13 protein-coding genes, 1 tRNA gene and 3 pseudogenes are annotated in these 16,625 nt (G+C 57.6%); 10 read left to right on the top strand and 7 right to left on the bottom strand.

Annotation, left to right across the window (positions count from 1 at the left end):
- Positions 1 to 182 precede the first annotated feature (182 nt).
- From USDA257_RS31805 to USDA257_RS31770, 8 genes and pseudogenes are all read left to right on the top strand, one after another.
- Complete coding sequence (locus tag USDA257_RS31805) at positions 183 to 1,316, top strand: MFS transporter (protein ID WP_014857629.1); 1,134 nt, start codon at positions 183 to 185, stop codon at positions 1,314 to 1,316.
- Positions 1,317 to 1,746: 430 nt separating this feature from the next.
- Positions 1,747 to 2,946 carry a histidinol-phosphate transaminase gene (gene hisC, locus USDA257_RS31800; RefSeq protein ID WP_014857627.1) on the top strand — a complete coding sequence of 400 codons (1,200 nt, stop codon included), beginning with the start codon at positions 1,747 to 1,749 and terminating at the stop codon, positions 2,944 to 2,946.
- A gap of 298 nt (positions 2,947 to 3,244) precedes the next feature.
- A complete protein-coding gene (locus USDA257_RS31795; protein WP_014857626.1) occupies positions 3,245 to 4,273 on the top strand; it encodes an LLM class flavin-dependent oxidoreductase in 1,029 nt (342 codons plus the stop codon).
- A gap of 166 nt (positions 4,274 to 4,439) precedes the next feature.
- Positions 4,440 to 4,856 (top strand): hypothetical protein, encoded by a 417-nt coding sequence (locus tag USDA257_RS31790; RefSeq protein WP_223843489.1) that lies wholly within the window; start codon positions 4,440 to 4,442, stop codon positions 4,854 to 4,856.
- A 111-nt stretch (positions 4,857 to 4,967) separates the two neighbouring features.
- Positions 4,968 to 6,047, top strand: coding sequence for an IS630 family transposase (locus USDA257_RS31785; protein ID WP_041415762.1), 1,080 nt, complete (start codon positions 4,968 to 4,970; stop codon positions 6,045 to 6,047).
- Between the two features lie 508 nt (positions 6,048 to 6,555).
- Positions 6,556 to 7,508: pseudogene (locus tag USDA257_RS35755) on the top strand (IS3 family transposase); the annotation flags it as partial.
- A gap of 1 nt (position 7,509) precedes the next feature.
- Positions 7,510 to 7,650 (top strand): annotated as a pseudogene (locus USDA257_RS36845) (IS110 family transposase); the annotation flags it as partial.
- A gap of 375 nt (positions 7,651 to 8,025) precedes the next feature.
- Positions 8,026 to 8,101, top strand: a tRNA-Ile gene (locus USDA257_RS31770).
- Positions 8,102 to 8,263: 162 nt separating this feature from the next.
- On the opposite strand, the gene USDA257_RS35025 is transcribed toward USDA257_RS31770, so the two are convergent.
- Positions 8,264 to 8,521, bottom strand: a complete 258-nt coding sequence (locus USDA257_RS35025; RefSeq protein WP_014857619.1) for a hypothetical protein — start codon at positions 8,519 to 8,521, stop codon at positions 8,264 to 8,266.
- A 462-nt stretch (positions 8,522 to 8,983) separates the two neighbouring features.
- Positions 8,984 to 10,552: an ISL3 family transposase gene (locus USDA257_RS31760; protein ID WP_048655403.1), complete on the bottom strand. Its 1,569-nt coding sequence runs from the start codon at positions 10,550 to 10,552 to the stop codon at positions 8,984 to 8,986.
- 261 nt (positions 10,553 to 10,813) lie between these two features.
- On the opposite strand from USDA257_RS31760, the gene USDA257_RS35010 reads away from it, so the two are divergent.
- Entirely contained in the window at positions 10,814 to 11,032 is a 219-nt protein-coding gene (locus tag USDA257_RS35010) for a DUF2188 domain-containing protein (protein WP_080577876.1), read from the top strand.
- Positions 11,033 to 11,362: 330 nt separating this feature from the next.
- Complete coding sequence (locus USDA257_RS36840) at positions 11,363 to 11,764, top strand: hypothetical protein (RefSeq protein ID WP_041415760.1); 402 nt, start codon at positions 11,363 to 11,365, stop codon at positions 11,762 to 11,764.
- A 33-nt stretch (positions 11,765 to 11,797) separates the two neighbouring features.
- Here USDA257_RS36840 and USDA257_RS31750 read toward each other — a convergent pair.
- From USDA257_RS31750 to USDA257_RS31730, 5 genes and pseudogenes are all read right to left on the bottom strand, one after another.
- Positions 11,798 to 12,558, bottom strand: a pseudogene (locus USDA257_RS31750) (ISNCY family transposase); the annotation flags it as partial.
- Positions 12,559 to 12,736: 178 nt separating this feature from the next.
- Positions 12,737 to 13,747 carry an IS30 family transposase gene (locus USDA257_RS31745; RefSeq protein ID WP_014857614.1) on the bottom strand — a complete coding sequence of 337 codons (1,011 nt, stop codon included), beginning with the start codon at positions 13,745 to 13,747 and terminating at the stop codon, positions 12,737 to 12,739.
- A gap of 286 nt (positions 13,748 to 14,033) precedes the next feature.
- Entirely contained in the window at positions 14,034 to 15,461 is a 1,428-nt protein-coding gene (locus USDA257_RS31740; RefSeq protein WP_014761945.1) for an ISNCY family transposase, read from the bottom strand.
- Between the two features lie 276 nt (positions 15,462 to 15,737).
- A complete protein-coding gene (locus tag USDA257_RS31735; protein ID WP_014857613.1) occupies positions 15,738 to 16,283 on the bottom strand; it encodes a hypothetical protein in 546 nt (181 codons plus the stop codon).
- A complete protein-coding gene (locus USDA257_RS31730) occupies positions 16,283 to 16,591 on the bottom strand; it encodes a type II toxin-antitoxin system TacA family antitoxin (protein WP_014857612.1) in 309 nt (102 codons plus the stop codon). The genes USDA257_RS31735 and USDA257_RS31730 overlap by 1 nt, the downstream gene beginning before the upstream one ends.
- Positions 16,592 to 16,625 lie beyond the last annotated feature (34 nt).

Here is a 16,625-nt window from a genome sequence, read left to right as displayed (position 1 = left end):
GAGTCCAGCCGGCCCGGATTTCCTATTCTGAGACCTCAGAACGGGAGATCGAGATCTTTTCATTTGTAGCCTGCCGCGGAATGGGCGAGCGCTGACCTGAGTTCTCAGGGTCCGCTACGCAAGCGCCGGAATACGACCGGACAATCAATCGACGTCAGAAGCTACGGGATGTTGGAGAAGAAATGCGTAGGTTGCTTACTCCCTGGCGCGGTGTCGCTGCAGGCTTTCTGTTGAACGGGATCCTCCTCGGGACCTGGGCTTCTCGCGTTCCCGCCGTGATGGGTCACTTTCACGTTGCCAAAGCGAGCTTTGGGGTTTTGCTGTTGCTTTTAGGGTTGGGCGCATTAATTTCGTTCCCCATTACCGGAAGGCTGTCCGATAGCTTGGGTGCAGTGCGGGTCGCCCGAATGATCGCGATCCCGTTCCTGGTTTCGATTGCCGCTCTAGGGCTTGCGCCCACAATACCGCTGCTGGCGATCGCCCTATTTCTCTTTGGCATGTGTCATGGCTCGATGGACGTAGCGGTGAATAGTTGGGCGAGCGAAGTGGAGAAACACATGGGACGGCCAGTGATGTCGTCGTTTCACGCCATGTGGAGTGTGGGGGCCGTTCTCGGCGCAGCAGGCGGTTACATTGCTACAGTCTTTCAGACCCCAGTGTACGTCCATTTTCTTGTTACGGCCGTGACGATCGGCGGGTTGCTCGGACCCTTCCTTCTGCTCGATTGGCAATCAACCATCCGAACGCATGAAAGTGGTGCAGTGGGATTGGTGTTACCTAACAGTGGCCTTTTTCTTGTGGGGCTCATTGCTCTCGCCTCTGGACTAGGAGAGGGTACAGCTCTCGACTGGAGTGCTGTATATTTGCATGATGTAGTCGGGACCGAAGAATCGGACGCCGCCTTGGGGTACATGGGCTTTTCTGCGGCCATGGTGATGATGAGGCTTAAGGCGGATTCTCTGGTTACGCGATGGGGATCAGCCACTGTTGCACGCATAAGCGGTTTCTCGGCTGTCTTTGGCATTTTGTTGATCGTCCTCGGTGAAACCTTGCCGTTAGTCGTGGCGGGCTTCGTGCTGATGGGGGTCGGCTATGCGGCCGTCCTACCATTGGCTTTCAGTCGGGCAGCAGCCGATCTTGTAGTGCCGGCGGGGAAAGCCATCGCGTCCGTTGCAATCTTCGCATATGGCGCAATGACGTTGGGGCCCTTTGCAATTGGACTCCTCGCCGAGGCAACCACAATGCGTTTATGCTTTTTTATCGTCGGACTATTCGCAGCCTTGGTGGCAGTATTGGCTCCAGTGCTCAAGCAATAGAAGAAATCACCGCCTGCTTTATCGCACCTTGAGAGATTTTAGCGTTTTGTCATGAGAGCGACGAATACTCCGCCTTTTGCTGACCGAGGCCGCGAGTATTCTTCATCGGCAGGCGCGGAACGGAACGGGTTGGAGATCACAGACGCCATTTTTGAAGGCATGGGTGAACCAGGCATGAAATGGATCGAGGTGACCGGCCGAGGCCAGCGGCGGTATCGGACTGACGAAGATGAGTAATCAAAAGTCGATAAAGCGTTAAATTCATATCATCAATAGCTGCGATGAAAACAAACGATTTTACTGAATAGATGCGGGCGAAATAGAAGAACGCTCATCAAGTTGGAGTCAGTGAATGCGCGGCACTGTTAGCCCAACTCGCGTTGACTGTCGGACAAAGCGACTATCCTCTGCGAATTGAATGGAGAGAACTATGTCTGATGCAAAGCTGCAGCGCGTACTTTCGTCTCTTACGGAAGTGTACAGACAGCTAAATTCTCTGCCGTCCAGTCAGGCATCCGACGCCGGCTATGTCAAACTCGATACAAACGAGAATCCATTTGCGTTGCCAAAAGCGGTAATGCAGAGCGCAGTTGCTGCTCTCGAGCGGCAGTATTTATATCCAGAGGATGACAACATCAGTTTGCGGGAAGCCGCCGCTGCATCCTATGATCTTTCCGCGGATCAGGTGATCGCCGGTAACGGTTCGTCCGAACTTCTTTCGCTCATATATAAAGCATTCCTTGGTCCGGGTGACAGTGTCGCGATGCTGTCGCCCGGCTTTGCATACAACCGCAAGCTCGCCCAATTGCAAGGTGCTCGATTACTTGAAATAAAATGGGGCGAGTCTTCCTTGTTGCCGATACACGAATTGCTCTTCGGTCCTGCAAAGCAGGCAAAGTTCATCCTGCTGGCTAATCCGAACAACCCGACAGGAACATTTGTCCCGATTGCTGATATTGAAAGCCTCGTCGCACTATCTGACCAGTTGGTGGTACTCGATGAGGCCTACGTGGACTTCGCTCCCGACAGCGCTCTGCGCCTCGTTAGCCGCTATTCGAATCTTCTGCTCTTAAGAACGTTTTCGAAGAGCTATGCTGCGGCCGGCATTCGCGTCGGCTTCGGCTTCGGTCATCCTGAGGTGATAGGGAGGCTGCGCAATATCCAGAACATGTTCAATATGAATGTGATCGGCCATGCGGTTGGCGTCAGCATCCTGGCCCACCGCGCCACCTATAATGAGAACCACCGCCATATCAGGCATGAGAGAGAGCGGGTGAGGGGGGCGCTGTCGCGACTTGGGTTCTCTGTAACGCCCTCCCATGCAAACTTTTTGCTGGCGCGGGTGCCTGCAGGACGAGACGGCGTTTGGTGGCACGCCTGCTTGAAACGGAAAAAGATACTCGTGGCCGTTCTTCCCGATGAAGGTCTGGAAGATTGCATTCGCGTCAGCATCGGGACGAAACCACAAATGGATGCGTTTCTTGCGGCTGTCGAGGACATTTCGGGAGCTCAGACAATCTCGATGATGGGACGTATAGCCGCTTCAGGCTCGGCTCTTTTGCACGTAGGAAAAGACAGTGGCGACAGGAAAGAGAGCGACGACCGGAAGACTGGTCTCCCACAGCGCTAACTACGCCACGCCCGTGAGGAAGCTGAGTTCATAGCCTGGCGCCTGCATGTGTCTAAAGGCGTGCTCCACAACACAAGGTCGCTGGGACGGAAACATCTGCCGGTAGGTGCACTGAAAAACTGTTGAGCAATAGCCGAGCACGCAGGGATGTGTGCCGTCGGCGGCTTAACGATTTGGCTTCCGCCACCGTTGCAAGGGCAGGCTCACCGTGAATAGCGATGTTCGGCCAAATAAAGCCCCCAGGTCTCATTTCGCTCGAATTGAAGTCCGGGGCTACCAGGGTAAAGTGAGACGTTAAATGAGAAAAATCCTTCCTTCAAAGCTAGCTTTCGGCATATTCGACCATTTGGACGAGGACGGTAACGCCATGGCACGGCAATACGCAGACCGCCTCACGCTAACGGAAGCATGTGATCGTCTCGGCTTTTACGCTTACCACCTAGCGGAGCACCATTTTTCGCCGCATGGGAGAAGCCCATCGCCGAATCTGTTCCTATCGAGCGTCGCGCAGCGCACCCGTCAACTTCGTCTTGGCCCGCTTGTCATGCTGCTTAGCCTTTCTCATCCGCTGCGTGCGTTTGAGGAGATCTGCATGCTTGACCATTTGAGCGGCGGTAGGGCCGAGTTGGGCATAGGGCGCGGCTCTCTTCCGATCGAGCTAGGTTACTTCGGGATCGATCCGGACGCGGTGGCTGGACGCTATTTCGAAGCCAGCGAAATCCTGATGGAGGCGATGAGGGGCGGCAATCTTTCCTACCGCGGCGACCACTTTGAACTAAACAATGTCCCCTTGATCCTGAGGCCTCATCAACGCCCGCACCCGCCGACTTGGATCGCCACCAACCGACCTGAGTCTGCACGCTGGGCCGCTACAAACGGCGCAAATGTCGCATGTGTGGGACCCGCCTCGCTTGTTCGCAGGATTACTGATGCCTTCCGTTCCGAGGAAGGACTCAGTTCTGGCGCGAACTGCAACGCGTCATTTCTCGGACTGCTCCGCATGATTGTCGTCGGGCAATCTGCAGAACATGCATACTCGCTTGCGGCTCCTGCCTTCGAACGATGGCTGAATAACTTCAAATTCCTGTACGACCTCCATGCAATTCCAGTTCCGCCAAATCTGCCTCTGACCTTCGATGCAGCAATCGAAAGTGAATTGTGCGTCGTAGGAACGGCGCCTGTCGTGCGACGGGCTCTGCTTGATCAAGTCGACGAAGCAGGTGCTAACTATCTCCTTTGTCAGGTCGCGTTTGGAGATTTGCCTTTGGATGCTTCGCTGTATACCGCAATGACCATTCAATCGGAACTAATGGATCGAGTTGGCTGAGTGCCATGGTGCCTGACGAAGTCAGGCGTGTGTAAAAGCGACGGCTTCCTGTCGTATCAGGCGCAACTCCAATTCGGCCCCAAAACCAACAATGGGCTGGTCGGCGCTAAGTACATCTGACTCGAAGGTATTTTATCGGGTAGCGTGGCTTCTGGGAAGAGGTAAGATGGTCGAGATCGACGCAATATTGATAACAGACGTAAACGGAATAGGAACGACCGCGGATGATCAACTAGCATTTGTCAGTTTGATTGCTGATCAAGGGGAAACAACCACAGTAGCATTCGGTCCAGAAATGGGCAGCAGAATAGCTGCTTCGTTCATGGCCGCATGCGGACAGCTCCAACATCAAATCGCTACGAGAACGGGGAAGGAGGAAAGAAAGTTCAAGCCCTTTGCTGCAGCCGGATTCAGCGTCAGAGCTGGTCTGGCCGCCGATGGCTCCAATTCGGGAATGTTATCAATTTCAACCGTAGCGGGCGCCGAGGTTCACTTTATAGCAACGGAACGTTCTCTTCGAGAACTCGAAAACCAATTAACGTTATTGCTCGAACAATTGCGGTTACGTTCGCGACCGAATTAATGCGATTGTAGCGGTAACAAAGCTCTTATGACTATCATGGCTAGTGGTATCCGCCTAACATAAGAGTCTGTATGGGATTCCCTTTGGCGAGTGCGTATGCGAGTGTGGCGCATGCGCACAGGAAGAGCCTTCACCGTTTCGCCGACCGATCGCCAACGCCTGAGAGCCCTCATCAGTGATCGCAATGCGCCGCAGAAGCACGTCTGGCGCGCCGAGATCATCCTGCTGAGTGCCGATGGCGTCGGCACCGTCGAGATCATGCGACAGACCGGCAAGTCGAAGACCTGCGTGTGGCGCTGGCAGGAGCGCTTCGCCACGGAAGGCTTCGAGGGTCTCTTGCGCGACAAGACGCGCCCCTCGCGCATTGCGCCGCTCGGGCCGGAGATCGGCGAGCAGGTGGTGGCGCTTTCGCTTGCCGACCCGCCGGGCGAGACGACGCACTGGACTGCCGACATGATGGCGGCCGAGGTGGGCGTCAGCGCCAGCGCGGTGCGCCGCATCTGGAAGGCGCACGGTCTCCAGCCCCACCGCTGGCGGGCCTTCAAGCTCTCCAACGACCCGCAGTTCGTCGCCAAGCTCAAAGACGTTGTCGGCCTCTACGTCGACCCGCCGGCCCATGCCATCGTGCTGTCGGTCGACGAGAAGAGCCAGATCCAGGCGCTCGACCGCACCCAGCCCGGCCTGCCCCTGAAGAAGGGCCGGCTCGGCACCATGACCCACGACTACAAGCGGCATGGCACGACCACGTTGTTTGCCGCCCTCAACGTGCTCGACGGCACCGTCATCGGCAGGAACATGCAGCGTCACAGGCATCAGGAGTTCATCCGTTTTCTCAACGCCATCAACGCCCAAGTGCCGGCCGACAAGGCGATCCACGTCATCCTCGACAACTATGCCGCCCACAAGCATCCCAAGGTGCGCGCCTGGCTCGACCGCCATCAGCGCTTTACCTTCCACTTCACGCCGACGTCCTGCTCGTGGCTCAACGCCGTCGAGGGCTTCTTCGCCAAACTGTCGAAGCGTCGCCTCAAGCGCGGCGTCTTTCATTCGGTCGTTGACCTCCAGGCCGCCATCAACCGCTTCCTTACAGAGCACAACCAACAACCCAAGCCCTTCACCTGGACCGCCGATCCCGACAAAATCATCGCTGCCGTCAAACGGGGGCACCAAGTGTTAGATTCCATCCACTAGCAAGGCCTGGCAGTAATGGATATCGCCCATTTGGGTAAAATTCACGCGGGCAATTCGAACGGCAATCATTTTGGCACGAGCGGCGCTGGCTGGTCGTCCATGTCGAGTGCATATTTTCCCAAACGGCGGATATGCCCGGTGTGGGGACTGAGAGTGGCGGCAAGCTTCGGCGTGAAGCCCGCCTGACCACCTGCCGATAGTTAGGCATGGCGCTTGCTACCGTAATACCAACTTCGCTCGGAATCTGATCGAGCGGGAAGTCTCCTGCGCCGCATCCCAATCGTGCGCTATGCGGATCTGTCAATGAACAGCGCGTCGCGCTGCAGCCGCCACGGCCTTTGCCACCAGCCGCATTGATGACATAGCGTCATGGTGCCTGACTGTCTCATCTTGGTTGATGAGGTGGAACGACCCGCTACCACAGCATCAACGTGCTAACGTGGTTGACCTTGCCCCGTTGAAATAATCCATTTTGAAGTAAGCTCTGGCCCATTGAGAGGACCAGAGAATGAAGCGCAACCGTTTCACAGACGAACAGATCATCGGGATTCTGAAGGAGCACGAGGCGGGCACGCCGGTCTCGGAGCTTTGCCGCAAGCACGGCGTCAGCGATGCGAGCAATCTATAAAATGGAAGGCCAAATTCGGCGGCATGGACGTGTCCGAAGCCAAGCGGCTGAAGACGCTGGAGGACGAGAACGCGAAGCTGAAGCGGCTTCTGGCGGATGCGATGCTCGACAATGCTGCTCTGAAAGACCTTTTGGGAAAGAAGTGGTGACGCCCGCAGCCAAGCGGAGTGCTGTCGCGCATCTGATGAGCCAACATGGGATGAGCGAACGGCGGGCGTGTAAAGCCATCGGCTTTTGCCGAATGACGATCCGTTATGAAACCAGGCGCAGCGACGATCATGGCCTTCGCGAGCGAATGAAGGCGCTGGCACATGAACGCCGCCGCTTCGGCTATCGACGCATTCATGTGCTGCTCAGACGTGAGGGACACCTAGTGAACCACAAAAAGCTCTTCCGGCTCTATCGGGAGGAGAAGCTGACGGTGCGCAAGCGCGGCGGCCGTAAGCGAGCGATTGGCACCCGAGCGCCGATGCTGATCCCGATGACTGCCAATGATCGTTGGGTCGCTGGACTTCGTGTCGGATCAACTCACCGATGGACGCAGGTTCCGGATTCTGACGGTCGTCGACGATTGCACCAGAGAATGCTTGGGCCTCATCGCCGATACTTCGCTGTCCGGCCTGCGGGTTGCCCGTGAGCTGGACCGGATCATCCAGGCACGCGGCAAGCCCAGGATGATCGTCAGCGACAACGGCAGCGAATTCACCAGCAACGCGATCCTGCAATGGACGGACCGGGGCAAGGTGGATTGGCACTACATCGCGCCTGGCAAGCCGATCCAGAACGCCTTCATCGAAAGCTTCAATGGGCGGCTGCGAGACGAGTTCTTGAATGTGGCTAGTCGCACTGTTAGCGCGACGGCCTTTCAAGGTCGTTGCGATCGCGCTCGCCAACAAAATGGCGCGGATCATCTGGGCGCTCCTGACCAAGGGCGGAACATATCGCGGTCTCGAGAGCAGTGCGGCCAGCTCATAAGCTGACAACGAACATCACGAACTGCGCGGCACGGTAGCCGCCAGTGGCAAGGTGCACAAACAAGCGATGATTCCACAACGGGACGAAATCCCGAGGCGAGAGAGGCCAGCGCGCCATTGCGCTTCGAGCGCGTTTGGTTGATCAGTCACTCGTTTCGCGGACTTCATCGAGGCCAGCGGTCCACAGAACCGCGCTGATAGGCCGGACATATGACCGCACCGTTCCCGCGGGATGAATCGCTGAAAAATGCCCTTGCCAAGCGGGTCGTTCCACATATGTCGCGCTGCAGACCGCAGCGCCCAAGCGCAAACGTCGGTCGGGAGTAGATTGAAATATTGCAAATCTCTCACTGCTGCCGTAAGCCGTCTGGAGGAGGGGCCTGTAGCTCAATGGTTAGAGCCGTCGGCTCATAACCGATTGGTTGCAGGTTCGAGTCCTGCCGGGCCCACCAAATTTTTTTGTGTCGCCTCATACCGCGGCACTCGAGCATCTGCGTCGCCCCGCGATAGACGACCGGGGCTGCCTGGAAAGCAGCATATGCTCCGTCACACCGAAACCTCCCAGAGATAGCCACGGAGCCCGAGGTCTGCCGCCTGGCAAGTCCAAAGGGCAACTAAAATGCATCCCTGATCGGAAACATGTCTTCGCCGTAGTGGTGAAGTCGTGTGTGATGCCGCCGGCATAACCACCGTACCTTCAAAGGCTCGTCATATTGGTCGTGATGGGCATCGACTGCTTCGATCCCGCAGACTTCGCACGTTTGCTTCTCCAGTTCGCCTGCATTCACTGCGCGCTGCACAGCGAGATGAGCATCATACTTCCCTGGATTGGCACGGCGCCAATTCGCTTGGCGGGTATCGGTTTTCAGCATTGCTGCGCTGCCCTTCGTTGGCCTTTGCTCCGGCCTGACGAACACTTCTATCACAGTTTCGCTTCTTTTTGGGCGCGACAGCGGACTGTGCCTCGTTGACCTCAACGGCAATTGGCTACCATCCGAGTCGGCCCATCAAGCCCGCCGCTCGCTCCGGAATGGTGAATGCACAAATTCATGGCTTGACCCTTGTGGGCGGCTCGTCAGAAACGCGAGCACTGACCTCCATTACGCCCCAGAAAGGGAAAGAACCATTAGTGTTTTCGCACGCTCGAAATTCATGGCCAAAGCCTTTCGCAAGGCTCTGGCCGAACAAAATGTCGAACTAACGGAAGCTACCCACTTGCCGAACCCGTCCAAAAGCAGGAAGTGGCGGAAGACGGTTCTTAGCACAGTTGGCGTCGAGCGCTTGTCAATCGGCGTGCAAAATTGGCTCTGACGCAGTTTTGGTGGTGACGGATTTTATCCCGCGCCAATGACGCGGGCTTGGAGGAGGTCAATCTTTCCGCGACCATACATCTGACGCTTCACGAGCTTGAGCTTGGTGATTTGCCCCTCCGTCTGGCCGTTCGACCACGGCGAAGTTAGCGCGGCGCTGACGGCTGCACGGTCTTTGACGATGCCGTTGGCGAAGGAGGCTACTAAACCCGTTCGGGTTTTCTCCAACCATGGATCGAGATCAGCGAGGGATTTCTTGCGGATCATCGCCTGGAAGGCGGCGATGGCTTCCCGCGCCTCGACGAGCAACGGTACACCGCTCTCTATCGCCGCGACCGTCACGGTCTCAGATTTGGAGAGGTCGTCGCGACCGATGGTCATAAGACGCGCAATGGTCCTGGCCGAGGGCGCTCGGCTCAAGGCACCGTCATCGACCTTTTCTGCTTTTCGACGGCGTGTGGCCCACTCGGTGACAACTCGAAGGCAGCCACGGAACCCTTGGCTCTTGAGTTGCCGCCATAGCTCCGTTCCATTCCGGTGTCCGGCCGACCACTGAGCGTCAAGCCATGGCAGATAGAGTTCGAGCGAGTTCTCGCGGACGCGGAAGACATCCGAACGTTGACCACGCAGCACGCGTCGGACCAGGCCGCGACTGTATCCGGTCCGGCGCATAATCTCCTTGATTGCGGCTCCCGACTTGGCCAGGTCGAGAATGGCGGCGTTGGTGTCTTCGCGGCGAAGATATCCCTCGTACTGGATGCGCTCGGCGGCAGTCAGCAGCTCGGGATTGATCGTGGCGGCTCCGATCGCGGTTCGGATCTGGCGCATGGATTTGCGCACCGCATCGACGAATGCCCGGCTGGCATTCTCCATCAAGTGCCAGCGGTCAGCGACCTGGGTCGCCTGTGGCAATGCCTTGGCTGCAGCCGTCGCGTAACCACCGCCGCGGTCGCGGGCGACGATGCTGATCTGAGGTTGGTCCGAGAGCCAAGCCTGGGCCGTCGACGGCTCCCGATCTGGCAGGAGAGCAATGGTTTTGCGCCGTTCCAGATCGCAAATGATGGTCCCATAGCGTTGGTTACGTCGCCACGCCCAATCATCGATCCCGATCACGATCGGCGGGACAAAGCGCGGACTGCCGCGCCGCCGCACGACGCGCAGCAGCGTATCATTGCTTACCGGCAACATCAGCCGCTTGGCAAAGGCGGCCGCTGGCCTGCCACCCAGTGCAAGCCCGAGATGATGGACGATGTGGTCGAGCCTCGCAGTTCGCCGCGCTGAAGGCGCGAGAACGTCCCCGTCGAAGCGCTCGGCGAAGATTCGCCGGCCGCACAACACTGCGTCGCAGTGGAACCGTCGCGCTTCAATGACAAGCCGAACGGGCTTTCCCACCAAGGGCAGGTCAGCCAAGCGTCGTTGATATCGACTGTGGATTCGCTCCGACCTTGTTCCGCAGATCGGGCAAAGGCTTGTTCTACTCGCCGGCCGAACCGCGATCAACATAACCTCGTCATCAACGGCTGTATTGTCGACTACAAAGCCGCGAGGAGCGTCGACGGTCGCAGCGAATAACCCATGGTGCTGATTCCTTATGTGAAACCAACATCAGCCAGCACTTGATTTCATCAAAAGTGAGTCAGAGCCAAATTTGCATGCCGAAACACATCTCAACGTTGCAAAAGAGCTCTGTGACTCACATGCATTAGATGGACGCGAGCATCGGTTTAAATGCGTCGCAACAGCGCTTCTGTCTGCAGCCGACCTTTGGATCTCAGTGTCCGCACCAAGCCAGCGTTTGCAAGCTAGCGGAATACCCGAAAAGCGATTATATCTCGTTCAGGAGGTACCTTGAGCATGTCGAAGAAGGGGCAGCACGTCGTTCCAAGCGCGGATGGTTGGAGCGTTAAGAAGGCGGGTTCTGCGCGAGCTACAAGCACTCACCAAACCCAGGCTGAAGCGATTGCCGCCGCCACTAAGATTGCGCAGAAGACTGAACTCTATATTCATGGTCGAGATGGGCGTATTCGCGAGCGCAACTCGTATGGCAACGATCCGATTCCGCCCAAAGGATGAGTGAGCCGCCTTCGTTTGAGCGGTCTGTCTTCATCAACTGTCCTTTCGATGAAGACTTCGCCCCGTTGCTGCAAGCTATTGCATTCTGCGTCACGGACCTAGTGGTGAAAACCTGACGGTTGATACCCGTCGTGGAAGACCGCTCTGGGTAGGATTTTCCGTTCGCGTTCGCCATTAGAACGAGCAACCAGCGTACTATGCTGACTTCGATGACTGCGAGGAAACGGCCTGTCGATGGTATGGGGTGCCTGCTACATTGGTCCCGTGCCGACCTGGGGAGTGCTGGGGCGGGTTATGCAAAGAGATGCTGTTTCGGACCGAGGTTCAATCATGATCGACAACCGCCTCACCGTCCTGAATCTATACGAGCTGAAGAAGACGCCGGAAGACTTCGAGATTGCGGTAGGCGCGCTGGCAAGGCGGGTCGAAGCCGAAGGTCATCCGGGAGTCCTGTCCTACAGGTTCTTCGTGAACGCATCGGAGAGGACAGCGCGCGGCGTCATCGACTACAAAAATCCTGACGCTTGGATCGGGCACCACGACATCGCCATGAGCTGGCCCGAAATGACCGCGTTGCATGCGGCGGCGACATTGGCGGAAGTCATCTTTCTCGGCCCGCTGACAACCGAAATCCAGGCCTGGATTGAAAGCTCGGCGCTGACCGCACGAGTTCGTAACGGGAACATATTTGCAGGCGGATTCCAGAGGCTGAGTGACTGGTCGAACGAATGACTGGATGGGTCACGACTTCCCCTTCGGACTCTGCCGCAGTTCCTTGACGAGCCGATCCTGCAGCGTCTGGTTGGCGCGCTCGACGCGCCCCTTGGCCTGCGGGGTGTTGGCGCAGATGATGTCATGTTCAGCTCATAAAGCGCCGTGCTGCGGAAAACGCCATGCTTGTCGCTGTAAAACGCAATCGGCTTGCCCCATTGCTGCAAATAGGCCTTCGTCGCATGCAGATAGTCGAAGGTGTTCTCTGAAGTCGCAAAGCGCAAATGCAACAGCTTGCCGGTGGCATCGTCAATGTAGACGAGTAGGGCGCATTTGGGACCGCGGCTCTCGAACCACCAATGATGCGAGCCATCGATCTGGACCAGTTCGCCGAAACAATCGCGTCGGCCGCGCGGTTGGAAAACCCGCTTCTTGCGTTCGCGGCGCGACACCCAGATGCCGGCTTCCATCATCCATTGGCGCAGCGTCTCCTTGCTGACGGCTATCCGGTGGCGTTCGATCAACTTCTCGGCCGCCAAGGTCGGACCGAAATCGACATAATGCTCACGCACTAGGTCGAGCACCAGGTTGCGGAAATCCTCGCTGTGACGTCGGTTGCTCGGACGGCCGCGCTTCTTCGAGACCAGTCCGTCGGCGCCGGCCAGGTCATAGGCCTGCAATAGCCGGTGGACCTGACTGCGGCTAAGACGAAGCAACTCGGCCGCCTCGACGACACTCAGGCTGCCACCGCGAATCCGCTGAATGAGTTCAAGGCGATGCAATTCTTTCTGCGACATGACGATCAAACAAGACATGACGACTCCGAACGCTGTTGGGCTCAGCCACACTTCACGTCGCCAGTCTTCCTTCCAAACGCTGACGTTTGACCAGCATCCCAAGAGGCGACGACTGTCGCATCTCTAACTGGCCTATATGTCGCATCTCTAAACTGCCGTGTGAATTCATGCCGAACTGCGACTTGCGCGTGTGACGCTACCCGACACGTCGTATTTGCGCGAGCAGTTTCTTGCGGAAGACTTCCGCGGGCGTTCGGTAGCCTAAGCATTTCCGCGGTGTCGAGTTGAGCCGGTCGCAGATGTCCCTGAGCTCGCCGTCGCTGATCGACAGGGGATCGACCTCTCTCGAAAGCCATTTGCGAACCCGGCCATTGGTGTTCTCGACCGTGCCTTTCTGCCAGGGCGACTGCGGGTCACAGAACCATGTCTGCGTTCCGATGCCAGCCTGCAGATAGGGCCATTCGCTGAACTCAGTGCCACGGTCGAAGGTGATCGAGCGTCGAGCAGCGTGGGGCAGGGGTTGGAGCACCTCAATCAGCCCGTCCATGATCGGCTTGGATTGCCGGTCGTTGTTGCGCAGGAAGACAGCAAAGCGGCTGACCCGCTCCACCAGTGACGTCACGTTGGCCTTGCCGAACTTCTTGCGAAACTGAATGAGATCGCACTCCCAATGCCCGAACTGTTTGCGTTCGGCGACAGTATCAGGACGGTGAAGAATGTTGAGTTCCGGGCTGAAGCGGCGACCGTGACGCCGTCGGGCATGCCGCGGTCTGCGTCTCGCACGACGCTCCGGCAGGTGCCGCCACAGCTTGATGGCCTGGCCGTCTGCGGAATAGGCGAACTTGTAGATCGTCTCATAACTGACGCAAATCGGATGGCGCTCCAGCCGCATGCGGCCGGCGATCTGCTGTGGCGACCAGCCATGCATGATGCGCTCGACCACCGATTGGCGCACATGGACGAAGCGGGCGAGCTTGCGCAGCTTGGCTCTGCGTTCACGTGCCATCTCGTTGGCGGTCACGCAATAGTAGCCGCTGAGATCCGGCATCTGCGCATCCTCAAACGCATTGCGCTTGAGCTCGCGGAAAATCGTCGAACGATGCCGTCCGAGCTTCTCGGCGATGACCGTGGCGCTGAGGCCGGCCGCTCGCCAGCGAGCGATCCTGCGACGTTCATCCATATCGATCTGGGAGTAGGTGCGTCTCATGAGCATTCCTTGCGAGTGATAACCCATTGGTATCTATCGCAAGTCGCACTTCATCCTTGAACCCACCCCCGCTACATATCATGTCACAGCTATTTAAAGATGAGACAAAGTAGTCAACTTAGAAATGCGACACCATCTTATTCCTTAGTACTGCGTTTGCAAGTTGCTATATTTACCAAGTACGAAGGCGCAAGCCGCCGACCGGGTGGAGCTGGTCAGGGTTGCATAGCCCGGTCGGCGGCGGATGGCTCCAGCTGCAAGATAAACTTTAGCTTGGACATCCCGATCACTCCGCCGCTTTCAGCTGCGCAAGGGCTTGCTGGCGTCGGGCGATGACCACCGGATCCTTGGTAAAATCCGTCTTGCGGCCAGGCTTCGTGCCGCGCTTTTGGTAGCCGTTGCTCTGGCTGCCGTCGCGAATGCCGAACATATGGTCCGTCTGGCCGGTGCGGCGCGGCCCGCCGTTGCTGCGCTGTTGCTGTCGTCCGGCCTGCATCTCGGCCACGATCGAAAGCATGTCGTCAAGGCGCTTGTTCTCAACCACCTCGCAGCGGTGCACCGAGCGCAGCGTGTCGAACGTCCTGTAGGGCAGGGTGGCTTCCCCGTCTGTGATCTCGAGGCGTCCGTCGGGATAGTCGCAAACGATGACCTTCTTACCGGCCAGCGCCGCTGCACGATCTGTCGGATCGAGAATGAACATCACCTTGTCATAGCGCAGCGTCAGCGACTGCGACAGCTTGCGGATCTCCTTGCGGCACATCGCGCCATCGAGGTTCTCATGCGCGGCAAACGGCCGATGCATGTCCTTCGGATTGCGCGGCGCCTTGCCAAAGCGACGATTGAAGTCGGCCATGAACTCCGGCGCATAGGCATTGGCCGCCGCGATCGTGTCGATGCCGCGCAGCCGCAGTTCCTTGACGAGACGATCCTGCAGCGTCTGGTTGGCGCGCTCGACCCGCCCCTTGGCCTGCGGGGTATTGGCGCAGATGATGTCGATGTTGAGCTCATAAAGGGCCCGCCCGAACTGCGTCAGGCCGCTGGTCCGGTCCTTCTTGGAAGCATGGGTGGTGCGGAAAATGCCATGCTTGTCGCTGTAGAAGGCAATCGGCTTGCCCCATTGCTGCAAGTAGGCCTTCGTTGCGTGCAGATAGTCGAAGGTGTTCTCCGATCCGGCGAACCGCAGATGCAAGAGCTTGCCGGTGGCATCGTCGATATAGACGAGCAGGGCGCATTTGGGGCCGCGGTTCTCGAACCACCAATGAAGCGAGCCGTCGATCTGAACGAGTTCGCCGAAACAATCGCGCCGGCCGCGCGGCTGGAAGACCCGCTTCTTGCGCTCGCGTCGCGACACCCAGAGGCCGGCTTCCATCATCCACTGACGCAGCGTCTCCTTGCTGACGGCAATCCGGTGGCGTTCGAGCAGCTTCTCGGCCGCCAGGGTTGGTCCGAAATCCGCATAATGCTCACGCACCAGGTCGAGCACCAGGTTGCGGAAATCCTCGCTGTGACGCCGGTTGCTCGGCCGGCCGCGCTTCTTCGAGACAAGACCGTCGGCGCCGGCCAGGTCATAGGCTTGCAGCAGCCGGTGGACCTGACTGCGGCTGAGGCCGAGCAGTTCGGCCGCCTGGACGACGCTCAGGCTGCGGCCGCGAATCCGCTGGATGAGTTCAAGACGATGCAATTCCTTCTGCGACATGGTGATCAAACAAGACATGACGACTCCGAACGCTCATGGTCTCAACCACGCTTCACGTCGCCAGTCTTCCTTCCAAACGTTGACGTTTGACCAGCCTCCCAAGAGGCGACGACTGTCGCATCTCTAACTGGCTCATATGTCGCATCTCTAAAATGCCGCTACATATCAAGATCGCATAATCTATCTTATGGAACAGCAGAGCGGTTTTGTTCCTGTTGCTTTTTGCACTTAAACCGCCGTCATGCAGGTGTGGCACATTTCGTTTAAATGCGTGCATCGCGCACCGAATGCGCGTTAGCCCATTAGGCTCCTGATCGTCGCGATCGGCAGGAACATCCGAAGCGGCATTGACGGCAAAGGTTGAAAGCCATATTCGCTGTAAAGCGCGACACGCCGGCTCGTCTTTTCTTCGTCACCGCAAACAAGGACATCGAGAAGAACGACGGCGATCCCAATCTGGTCAGCAATTCCGGCGATCCTTTGCAGGCAATCGGTAAGCAGATCGCCGCCGTAACCGCCACCCCTATATCGCAGATCGCGACCGATCATGGAGATATAGGCGGCCGGTATCGAGCCGTGTCCCGGCCGGGTGCGGGAAAAGCGTTCCGGCAGATCAGCATAGCTGATCGAGTGGCTGTTGATGGCGTAGAACCCTATAACCGTTGTGCCATCGTCTTCGGTCATCACATAGACACGAAGGTTGTCTGCTTTCGATAGCTTGTTCGCCGTCTTCTTGAAGAAGTTGTCGACCTGGATGATTCCACAAAAAAAAGCCGCCCGATCATACCGGTTGGGATCGAGCGGCTCGACTATGCGTTTTGCGGCGCCGGTATTTGCCATTACTTAGAGACTACGGTCTCGCTATAACGCTTGAACGCGTCTCTCAGCCGATCGGTCGGTTTGGACGGATTATCCAAAGCGTCGAAAAACGCCTGGTAGTCCGTTGTCTGCAACAAGGTCGCCTCATGCGCCGCGATCGTGGCAATGGCAGACTGGTAGGCAGCGTTGATCGTGAACGCAGAATCGTCGAGGCCGGAAAGTGCCGCGGCACGCTGGATCGTCCTCTTCACGCGCTCCTTCGTACGGAAGTTCATTCGAACGGTGTTCGGCTCATCGATGTCAATCGTGACGTCCTTGATTGCTCGCATGACCGGCTCCTTCATGTCGTTTAAGCCAAATGTA

Source organism: Sinorhizobium fredii USDA 257 (assembly GCF_000265205.3).
In the GTDB taxonomy this organism is placed as follows: domain Bacteria; phylum Pseudomonadota; class Alphaproteobacteria; order Rhizobiales; family Rhizobiaceae; genus Sinorhizobium; species Sinorhizobium fredii_B.
This window is presented reverse-complemented; position numbering and strand designations above follow the sequence as displayed.